This window comes from Nonomuraea sp. PA05 (assembly GCF_008086045.1).
In the GTDB taxonomy this organism is placed as follows: domain Bacteria; phylum Actinomycetota; class Actinomycetes; order Streptosporangiales; family Streptosporangiaceae; genus Nonomuraea; species Nonomuraea monospora.
The window spans coordinates 309,096-318,733 of the sequence record NZ_VSEY01000002.1 but is presented as its reverse complement, the minus strand read 5'-3'; the positions used below and the strand labels follow the sequence as shown (position 1 = coordinate 318,733).

Annotated in this window: 8 protein-coding genes; 4 read left to right on the top strand and 4 right to left on the bottom strand. The window is 72.5% G+C overall.

Translation table 11 applies throughout. The features are described from left to right. Positions 1-105: 105 nt before the first annotated feature. The 4 genes from FXF51_RS04455 to FXF51_RS04440 all read left to right on the top strand — a co-directional run bounded on the left by FXF51_RS04455 (position 106) and on the right by FXF51_RS04440 (position 5,011). Positions 106-1,854, top strand: a complete 1,749-nt coding sequence (locus FXF51_RS04455) for an ABC transporter ATP-binding protein (protein ID WP_148432937.1) — start codon at positions 106-108, stop codon at positions 1,852-1,854. Further along, positions 1,851-3,641, top strand: a complete 1,791-nt coding sequence (locus FXF51_RS04450; RefSeq protein ID WP_222871121.1) for an ATP-binding cassette domain-containing protein — start codon at positions 1,851-1,853, stop codon at positions 3,639-3,641. Before FXF51_RS04455 ends, FXF51_RS04450 begins: the two co-directional genes overlap by 4 nt. Before the next feature lie 14 nt (positions 3,642-3,655). Next, positions 3,656-4,516, top strand: coding sequence for an NAD-dependent protein deacetylase (locus tag FXF51_RS04445; RefSeq protein WP_148432936.1), 861 nt, complete (start codon positions 3,656-3,658; stop codon positions 4,514-4,516). 111 nt (positions 4,517-4,627) lie between these two features. Further along, the gene (locus FXF51_RS04440; protein WP_148432935.1) at positions 4,628-5,011 is read left to right on the top strand and encodes a YchJ family protein; all 384 of its coding nucleotides are present in this window, start codon (positions 4,628-4,630) and stop codon (positions 5,009-5,011) included. A gap of 11 nt (positions 5,012-5,022) precedes the next feature. Here FXF51_RS04440 and FXF51_RS04435 read toward each other — a convergent pair whose 3' ends face one another. The 4 genes from FXF51_RS04435 to FXF51_RS04420 all read right to left on the bottom strand — a co-directional run bounded on the left by FXF51_RS04435 (position 5,023) and on the right by FXF51_RS04420 (position 9,607). Beyond that, positions 5,023-6,582 (bottom strand): DUF4082 domain-containing protein, encoded by a 1,560-nt coding sequence (locus FXF51_RS04435; protein ID WP_187414171.1) that lies wholly within the window; start codon positions 6,580-6,582, stop codon positions 5,023-5,025. Between the two features lie 163 nt (positions 6,583-6,745). Continuing rightward, positions 6,746-7,576 (bottom strand): SAM-dependent methyltransferase, encoded by an 831-nt coding sequence (locus FXF51_RS04430; RefSeq protein WP_148432933.1) that lies wholly within the window; start codon positions 7,574-7,576, stop codon positions 6,746-6,748. Positions 7,577-7,727: 151 nt separating this feature from the next. After that, positions 7,728-8,723 carry a LacI family DNA-binding transcriptional regulator gene (locus FXF51_RS04425; protein WP_148432932.1) on the bottom strand — a complete coding sequence of 332 codons (996 nt, stop codon included), beginning with the start codon at positions 8,721-8,723 and terminating at the stop codon, positions 7,728-7,730. Further along, complete coding sequence (locus tag FXF51_RS04420) at positions 8,720-9,607, bottom strand: carbohydrate ABC transporter permease (protein WP_148432931.1); 888 nt, start codon at positions 9,605-9,607, stop codon at positions 8,720-8,722. The genes FXF51_RS04425 and FXF51_RS04420 overlap by 4 nt, the downstream gene beginning before the upstream one ends. Between the last annotated feature and the right edge of the window lie 31 nt (positions 9,608-9,638).

Here is a 9,638-nt window from a genome sequence, read left to right as displayed (position 1 = left end):
CCCGGACGAGAAGCGTGCCCACCACCGTGAGGAGGCCCGAGATGGCTGCAGTGTTCATGATCCCTCAGCTCAGTGACTCCTCCGACGCAAAGGGCATGACGCTTCTTGAGCTCGATCGATACCGGGGCCTCTTCCGCATCGACCTCTGACCTCTCCGTACTACGACTGCTCCGTCCAGGACCGGGCGCCGGCGCGGCGCTGACCGCCGCGATCGCCGCCGCGACCGCGCTGCCGCTGGCCGCGCCGCAGGTGACCCGGCGGTTCGTGGACGACGCCATCGGCGGCGCGAGCACCCGGCACCTCACGCTGGTCGCCCTCGCCTACCTGGGGCTCGCGGTCGCGGGCCAGGCCGCCAGGATGGTGACGGCATGGCTGGCCAGCAGGCTGGCCTGGGACGGCACGAACCGCCTGCGCGAGCGCCTGACCGGCCACGCGCTCGGCCTCGACCTGGCCTTCCACGGCCGCCACACGCCCGGCGAGCTGATCGAGCGGGTGGACGGCGACGTCGTGGCGGTCGCCGACTTCGTGGTGGCGTTCCTGCTGGACGTGGTGGCCAGTGTGCTGCTGCTGGCCGGCGTGATCGTCGTGGTGTTCGCCGTCGACTGGCGCATCGGCGCGGTGCTGCTGATGTACTGCCTGCTCATCGGGTACGGCATGGCGCGCGCCCAGCGGCTGGCCGTGCCGTCGGCGGCCCGTTCCCGCGCCGCGAGCGCCACGCTGTTCGGCACCCTGGAGGAGCGCCTGGCGGGCGCCGAGGACCTCAGGGCCAACGGCGCGGGCGAGCACACGGTCCGCCGCTTCCACCAGGTCGCCGCCGCCTTGTTCCAGGCCGAGCGGCGCGACGCCCGCATCGGCACCACGCTGCTCGCCGGCACCTCGGTGGCGTTCGCCGCGGGCACGGCCATCATGCTGGGGCTGGCCGCCTGGACGGTGCAGGCGGGCACGCTCACGGTCGGCACCGCCGTGCTGCTCTTCCAGTACACGCTCATGGTGCGGGCGCCGTTCGAGCGGCTGATCGACCAGATCAGGCAGTACCAGGCGGCCCTGGCCGGGCTGGCCCGCATCGCGGCGCTGCTCGCGGAGCGGCCCGCGCTGACCCCCGGCACGCGCCCGCTGCCCGCCACCGGGCCGCTCGGGCTGCGCGTCGAAGGGGTCGCGTTCGGCTACCCGGACGACGACGAGCAGGTGCTGTCCGGGATCGACGTCACGCTGGCGCCCGGCGAGACGCTGGGCCTGGTCGGGCGGACGGGCAGCGGCAAGACCACGCTGGCCAGGCTGGTGCTGCGGCTGCACGACCCCGTGGAGGGCGCCGTCCGGGTGGGCGGCGTGGACCTGCGCGAGGCCGACCCGCACGCGCTGCGCACCAGGATCGGCGTGGTCACGCAGGACGTGCAGCTCTTCGCGGCCAGCGTCCGCGACAACCTGACGCTGTTCAGGCCGTCGCCCGGCGACGAGCGGCTGATGGAGGTGCTCCACGGCGTCGGCCTCGGCGAGTGGGCGGCCGGGCTGCCCGACGGGCTCGGCACCGAGCTGCGCGGCGTGTCGGCGGGGCAGGCGCAGCTCATCGCGTTCGCGCGGGCGTTCCTCGCGGACCCGGGGCTGGTCGTCCTCGACGAGGCGTCCAGCCGCCTCGACCCGGCCACCGAGCGCCGCATCGAGGACAGCGTCGGCCGCCTGCTCCACGGCAGGACCGCGGTGATCATCGCGCACCGCCTGTCGTCGCTGTCCCGGGTGGACAAGATCGCGGTGCTCGACCACGGCAAGATCGTCGAGTACGGCCGCCGCGACGAGCTCGCCGCGGACCCGGACAGCAGGTTCGGGCGGCTGCTCGACCTGGCGGGGGTGAGCCGGTGAGGCCCGTGATGCTGGTGGCCACCCGGCTGGCCACGTTCGACCTGCGCAGGTACCTGATCGGGGCGCTGCTGTGGCTGCCCGTCCACGTGATCCCGCTGGCCGGCGGGCTCGTCCTGCAGCAGGTCTTCGACCGGATCAGCGGGCACCGGCCGGCCGCCCTGGAGGCCACGCTGTGGTTGTGCGCCGCGTTCGCCGGGGTCGAGCTGGTCCGCGGAGTCGTGATCGTCGTAGCCTGGACGTACGGCGTGTACTGGTGGAACGCGGCGGCGACGCTGCTGCGCGCCAACGTGCTGCGCTCCGTGCTGACCGCGCGCGGCCCCGCCGCCGCGCGGCTGCCGCACTCCTCGGGCGAGGGCGTCGCCCGGCTGCGGGACGACGTGGCCGACGCGGTGGACTTCACCGACGAGAGCGTCAGCCTCGTCGGAACCACGCTGTTCGCGGCCGTCGCCCTGCCGATCATGGCCTCGATCGATGCGTTGATCACCCTGGTGCTGGTTCTGCCGATGCTCGCGGCCGGGGTGCTGAGCAGGTCGATGCACCGGGTCGTGGCCAGGCTGCACCGCCGGGCCAGGCGGCTCGGCGCGGCCGTGACGGCGTACGTGGGCGAGGTGTTCGGCGGCGTCCTCGCGCTCAAGACCGCGGGCGCCGAGCTCGCGGCCCTGCAACGGCTGCGCGAGCACAACCGGCGGCGGCGCGACGCGGCCGTCCGCGACCGCATGGCCACCGACCTGCTGGACGCCGCCACCATCACCACCGTCGAGCTGAGCACCGGCCTGGTGCTGCTGCTGGCCGCGCCCGCCATGCGCGGCGGCGACTTCACCGTGGGGGACCTGGCGCTGTTCACCAGCTACCTCGGCTGGCTCACCGCGCTGCCTCGCTCCATCGGCACGACCCTCTACCGGCTGCCCCAGGCGGCGGTCGCCACGGAGCGGCTCACCGCGCTGATGGCGCCGCACGAGGACGCCGGCACCCTGTCGCGGGGCGCCGACGTCTGGCTGCACCACGACCCACCGCCCGCCGCTCCGCCGCCCCCGCACCCCGGTCCGCTGCGAGTGCTGGAAGCGCGCGGGCTGACCGTGCGCGGCGCGCTGCACGGCGTCGATCTGCGGCTCGAACGCGGCTCCTTCACCGTGATCACCGGGGCCGTGGGGGCGGGCAAGAGCACGCTGGTACGCGCCCTGCTCGGCCTCCTGCCGCTGGACGAGGGCACGATCGCGTGGAACGGCGCCCCGGTCGCCGACCCGGGCACGTTCCTCGTCCCCGGCCGTACCGCGTACGCGGGCCAGGTGCCCCGCCTGTTCTCGGCGTCCCTGCGGGAGAACCTGCTGCTCGGCAGGCCCGCGAGCGACGACGACGCCCGGCGGGCGCTGGAGCTGGCGGTGTTCGAGCAGGACCTGGCCGAGATGCCCGACGGGCTCGGCACGGTCGTCGGGCCGCGCGGGGTGCGGCTGTCCGGCGGGCAGGTGCAGCGCGCCACCGCCGCCCGCGCCCTCGTCCGCGAACCCGACCTGCTGGTGGTGGACGACCTGTCCTCCGCGCTGGACGTCGAGACCGAGCGGCTCCTGTGGGAGCGGATCGCGGGGCGCGGCCCGGAGACCGTGCTGGTCGTCTCCCACCGGCAGGCCGCACTCGAACGCGCCGACCAGGTGATCGTCCTCGACCGTGGCCGCGTCGCCGGGCGCGGGCGGCTGGACGAGCTGCTGGACGGCTGCCCCGAGATGCGGCGGCTGTGGCACGCGGAGCTGATCGCCGAGCTGATCACGCAGGAGGAGCAGACCGGAGCTTAGGGCACCATGGAAGGGTGACACCAAGCACCACGCCACGCACGACGAAGGTGACGGGGCTGGCCGAGCTGGCAGAGCTGGTCGCCCGCGGCAGGGTGGCCGTGCTCAGCGGGGCCGGGCTGTCCACCGAGTCGGGCATCCCCGACTACCGGGGCCCGACGGGCCGGGCCAGGCGCGCCGAGCCGATGACGTACCAGCGCTTCGTCGGCAGCGCCGAGGCCCGGCAGCGGTACTGGGCGCGCAGCCACGTCGGCTGGCGGCAGATCGGCGCGGCCAGGCCCAACGCCGGGCACCGCGCCGTCGCCGAGCTGGAGCGGCACGGGCTGCTGGCCGGCATCGTCACCCAGAACGTGGACGGCCTGCACCAGGCGGCCGGCGCCCAGCGCGTCATCGAGCTGCACGGCGGCCTCGACCGCGTCGTCTGCCTGTCGTGCAGGGAACGCACCCCCCGCGCCGAGCTGGAGCGCCGCCTGCGCGAGGCGAACCCGTCCTGGGAGGCCGCCGGCGGCCAGATCAACCCCGACGGCGACGCCGTGCTCACCGACGAGCAGGTGGCCGGGTTCCGGGTGGTCGGCTGCGCGGGCTGCGGCGGGGTGCTCAAACCGGACGTGGTGTTCTTCGGCGAGAACGTGCCCAGGCCGCGCGTGGACGAGTGCTTCGCCGTCGTGGGCGGGGCGCGGGCGCTGCTCGTGCTCGGGTCGTCGCTGGCGATCAAGTCGGGGCTGCGGTTCGTGACGAAGGCCGCCTCGCTCGGCATCCCCATCGCCATCGTCAACCAGGGGCCCACCGGCGGCGACGCCGACGCCACGCTCACCCTGGACGCGCCGCTCGGACCCACGCTGACCGACCTCGCCGCCCAGTTCGCCACGGCCTGCTGAGGCGGCAGACCTGAGGCGGCGGGCTTGAGGCGGCGGGCTTGAGGGGACAGGGCTGAGGGGGCGGGCTTGAGGGGGCGGGCGCACCCTCGTGCGCAGGGCAGAATGGAGCCCATGCCTCCTCGTGCCTGCCTGTGCGGCCTGCCCGCCCCCTACCAGGACTGCTGCGGCCGCTTCCACCGCGGCGAGGCCGCCGCCGCCACCGCCGAGCAGCTCATGCGCTCCCGGTTCAGCGCGTTCGGCGTGGGCGACGAGGCGTACCTGCTGCGCACCTGGCACCCCGCCGCCCGCCCGCCCCGGCTCGACCTGGACAAGCGGGTCACATGGGTGCGGCTGGAGGTGCTGGAGAGCACCGGGGGCAGCGTCGTGCACACCGAGGGCACCGTCCGCTTCCGCGCCCACTACGTGGAGCGCGGCAAGGCGGGCGAGATGGAGGAGAACAGCAGGTTCGTCCGCCTCGACGGCCGCTGGGTCTACGCCGGGACGAAGGACGGCTGAGCCGCCCCTCCTCACTCCACGCAGTGCGTCAGCGTCCGGACGGTCTTGGTGATCCGGTAGTCGTGGTCGATGGTGACGACGGCGTTCCCGGGGCCCCAGTCGATGTTCTCGCAGGTGTCCTCGGAGCTGACGGCGCCGAAGTCCCACGCCTCATGCACGATCTTGTTTCCTGAGACCTTCCACTTCGGGCCGGAATGCCATTTCAGGAGAAGGCTGTAATTGCCGCCGGCCACGAGATTGTCGGACACGGTCACCGCGCTGAGGTTCTTGTCCACCAGATTGATCGGGTCGGAATGCTCAGGCGCCTGCCGCTGGTCGATCGTGTTGTGGTCGAACACCAGGCCGCTGCAGACGATCTTTCCGGGGCAGTAGGCCTGGATGCCGTCGGAGTGGCTGGTCGGCGGGCCGCACAGTTTCACGTACGAGTCGCGGACGACGATGTTCTTGCCCGACATGCGGAACCCGTCGTCGAACCCGCGCACGCTGATGCGCTCCGCCTTGAAGTTCTTCTCGCCGACGGCCTGGTTGATGATGCAGCCGCTGGGCGGGCCCACCGTGGAGTCGGTGATGGTGAACGAGCCGCCCGTCTCCCAGTTCGTGATCAGGCCGTCGATCTGGCTGTTCCTGATGACGACGTCGCCGGCCGTGATGATGAGGTCGCCGGTGATGTGCTGCCCCTCGATGACCTGGCCCTGCTTGGCGGCGGTGACGTTGCCCTTGACGGTCGTGAGCCTGGTGCCGGGCGGGACGCCGGTGCAGGACGGGTTCGGGTGACGGGGCAGGTCACAGCCGGCCCGGCCCGTGGGCGAGGGCGTCGGGGTGATCGTGGGCGTCACGGACGGCGTCGGGGTGACGGTGGGCGTCACGGACGGAGTCGGCGTGACCGTCGGCGTGGGCGTGATCGTCGGGCTCGCCGTCGGAGTAGGTGAGGGCGAGGGTGAGGTGGTCGCCGGTTGGAAGGCCACGTCGACCAGATAGTTGTGCTTTCCCGCACTCGCTCGCCTCGGAAAAGCACTGGAATCGTAGACGTACACCCCGTTGCGCGACTGCGCCCGCAACGATTCGGTACGCGGCGAATTCCGCGTGAAGTAACCCGGTACGACGGCGTAACGCCCGTCCGCGCTGAAATACGACACCGTGTAGGTCCTGCCGGGCGACAGTGCGACCGCCTTCGGCAGCCGCACCTCCTGCCAGCCCTGGCTGCTCTCCACGGTGAACGACGCCTTCGCCAGGCGGTTCCCCCGGTCGTCCCAGAGGCTTGCGGTGTGGCCGTCCGAGCTTCTGGGGTGCTTGTAGAAGCGCAGGGCCGACACGGAGCCCGCCCGCGAGGCGGTGAAGCGCATCCCCAGCTCCACGGGGCGCCGGGCGTTCGACAGCCGCGGCGACAGCGAGCCGGAGGCGGCCCAGAAGCTCTCCTCCGCCGTGCCCGTGCCGGGCAGCGCCGCGGCCGGGTCGATGATCGCGAGCCCTCCCGCCAGCAGGCCCGCCACGAGCGCGGCCAGGCCCGTCCGCCGCAGGCGGAGCCGTACGCGCCGCGGCGCTTTCTGATCGACGTGCAGTGACCCGTTCACGAGCGAGCCTCCATGGCAGGCAACACGCACCGGAAATCCCCCGACCGAGAATCGCGCCCATCGTGCCATGCGCCGTCAGACGCTCGCGGTGGTTATCGCCATTCATAAGGAAAATGGGCCGTAAACGGACGGCGCTAAAACCCCGATTATCTTTCGGCCGCAGTCAGGGCTTGCGGGCGACCGCTCCCACGAACGTGTGGTACGTGATGCCCGGCTCCGCCTGGTCGCCGGAGTCGGGACGCCATTCCGGCAGCGGCACCAGACCGGGCTCCAGCAGGTCCAGGCCGTCGAAATAGGTCATGATCTCTTCGCGGGTGCGCCAGCGGCCCGTCCCGAGCGTCTCGTTGAAGATCTTCTCGGCCGCGAACGCCTGCCTCGACACCTCCGGGTAGGCCAGCCCCGGGTTGTGGAAGTGGGAGACCGCCAGGTAGCTGCCCCGCGCCAGGCGGTCCACCATGCGGGCGGCGATGCCGGCCGGGTGCTCGTCGTCGGTCAGGTGGTGCAGGATGGCGAACATCAGCAGGCCCACCGGGCGGTCGAAGTCGATGAGCCGGCGCACCTCCGGGTGGTCGATGATGCCGTCCGGGTCGCGCAGGTCGGCCTCCACGACCGTGCTGTGCTCGTCCACGGCGAGCAGGGCGCGGCCGTGCACCAGGACGATCGGGTCGTTGTCGACGTAGACGACCCGGGTGCCGGGGGCGGCCGACTGGGCGATCTCGTGCACGTTGCCCTGCGTGGGCAGGCCCGAGCCGATGTCCAGGAACTGGCGGATGCCCGCCTCCGCGGCCAGGTGCCTGACCACCCGCTTCAGGAACTCGCGGTTGGCGCGGGCGGCCTCGGGGGCGTCCGGGGCGATCTCCAGGGCGCGCTGGGCCATTCGGCGGTCGGCTTCGTAGTTGTCCTTGCCGCCGAGCATGAAATCGTAGACGCGGGAGACGTTGGGCCTGGTCGTGTCGACTCCGTAGGGTGCCCGCTCCTGCCCGTTCTCGGCCACTCTGGGCTCCTTCGGGTGCGGAAACTCAGGCGATCGTACTACTGCGGGTATGTGGAAATTTCGGGAGAGTCGCGCAATTGCTCCGCCGGGTGCCGGGTGCCGGGTGCCGGGTGCCGGGTGCCGGGTGCGGGGTGCGGGGTGCGGGTGCGGGTCAGGCTGAGGAGCGGATCACCAGCTCCGTAGGCAGTATCACCGGCTCCACGGGCCCCGCCCCGTCGATGAGCGCCAGCAGCAGCCGCAGCGTCTCCTGCGCCATCTCGGCCAGCGGCTGGCGGATGGTGGTGAGCGGCGGGTGGGTGGAGACGGCCACGGAGGAGTCGTCGAAGCCCCCCACCGCCACGTCCTCCGGCACCCGCCGCCCCGCCGCGCGCAGGGCCGCGAGGGCGCCGGCCGCCATGAGGTCGGAGGCGACGAAGACGGCGTCGATGTCGGGGGTGCGCTCCAGCAGCTCCGTCATCGCCCGCTCGCCGCTGGCCTGCGTCCAGTCGCCGTGCGCGATGAGCCGTTTGGTGGCCTTGCGGCCGAGGACGTCGGCGAAGCCTTCGAGGCGCTGGATGCCGCCGGGCGTGTCCATCGGGCCGGTGATCATGGCGATGCGGCGGCGGCCGAGGCCGACGAAGTACTCGGTCATCTGGCGGGCGCCGAGCCGGTCGTCGGCGGCGGCGTACGGGATGACGGTCTCGCGCCCGATGACGGCGCCGCAGGAGACGGCGGGCGGGCCGCCGCCGAGCGCGTCGAGCAGCGGGTCGCCCGCGTGCGTGGAGACGAGCAGCACCCCGTCGGCGTGGCCGCCGCGGACGTAGCGCACCACCCGCTCCCTGTCGCCCTCGTCGCCGGCCATCATCATGACCAGCGACAGGTCGCGCTCGGCGAGCATCCTGATGGCGACGCGGATGAGGGTGCTGTAGTTGGGGTCCTCGAACAGCTTCTCGTGCGGCTCCGACAGGACCATGACGACCGATCCCGTACGCTGCGTGACCAGGCTGCGGGCGGCGCGGTTGACGACGTACCCGGTCTCGGAGATGGCCCTCTCGATGGCCACGCGCGCCGCCGGGCTCACGTACTTGTCCCCGTTGAGCAGGCGGGAGACCGTGCCGCGGGAGACTCCCGCGGCGGCGGCGACGTCGTGGATCGTTGGGCGTTTCATTTGACCGCTCCCGAGGACAGATCGGTCCTCCAGTATCGCTGCATCGTGAGGAAGAGCGCGATCAAGGGCACGATCGACAGGAAGGCGCCGGTCAGGATCAGGTTGTAGAGCGCGGGCTGGTTCGCGCCCGCGGCCAGCAGCGTGTAGAGGCCGACCGTGAGCGGGAACTTGCCGTCGTCGCCGAGCATGATGAACGGCAGCAGGAAGTTGTTCCAGATCGCCACGAACTGGAACAGGAAGATCGTCACCATGCCCGGCACCATCAGCGGCATCGCCACCCGCGACATCAGCCCGAACTCGCCGGCGCCGTCGATGCGGCCCGCCTCCAGCAGGGAGTCAGGGATGGCGGCGGCGGCGTAGACGCGGGCCAGGTAGATGCTGTACGGGTGCAGGATCTGCGGCAGCAGCACGGCCCAGTAGCTGTCGGCCAGGCCGATCCTGGAGAAGAGCAGGTACTGCGGGATGGCCAGCACCACGGCCGGCACCAGGATGCCGCCGATGAGCAGGCTGAAGATGAGGTCCCGGCCGGGGAAGCGGTACTTCGCCAGCGTGTAGCCGGAGACCGCGGAGACGGCGGTGGACAGCAGCGCGCCGCCGCCCGCGTAGAGGAGCGTGTTGCCCGCCCACAGCCAGAACACGCCGTCGCGGTAGGCGAACAGCTCCGTGACGTTGGTGAGGAAGCCGGTGCCGAAGGAGAGGGTGGCGGTGCTGAACAGCTCGCCGGGCGACTTGGTGGCCGCGATCAGCACCCAGCAGACCGGGAACAGGCAGTAGACGGCCCCGATCAGCAGGAGGGCGGTGGGGACGGCGCCGATCGGGCGTCCTGCGCCCACCCGGGTGCGGCGGCGGTGGCGGCGGGAGGTGGCCGCGGTGGCCGTGGTCATCGGTTCTCCCATGAGGTGCGGGGCATGACCG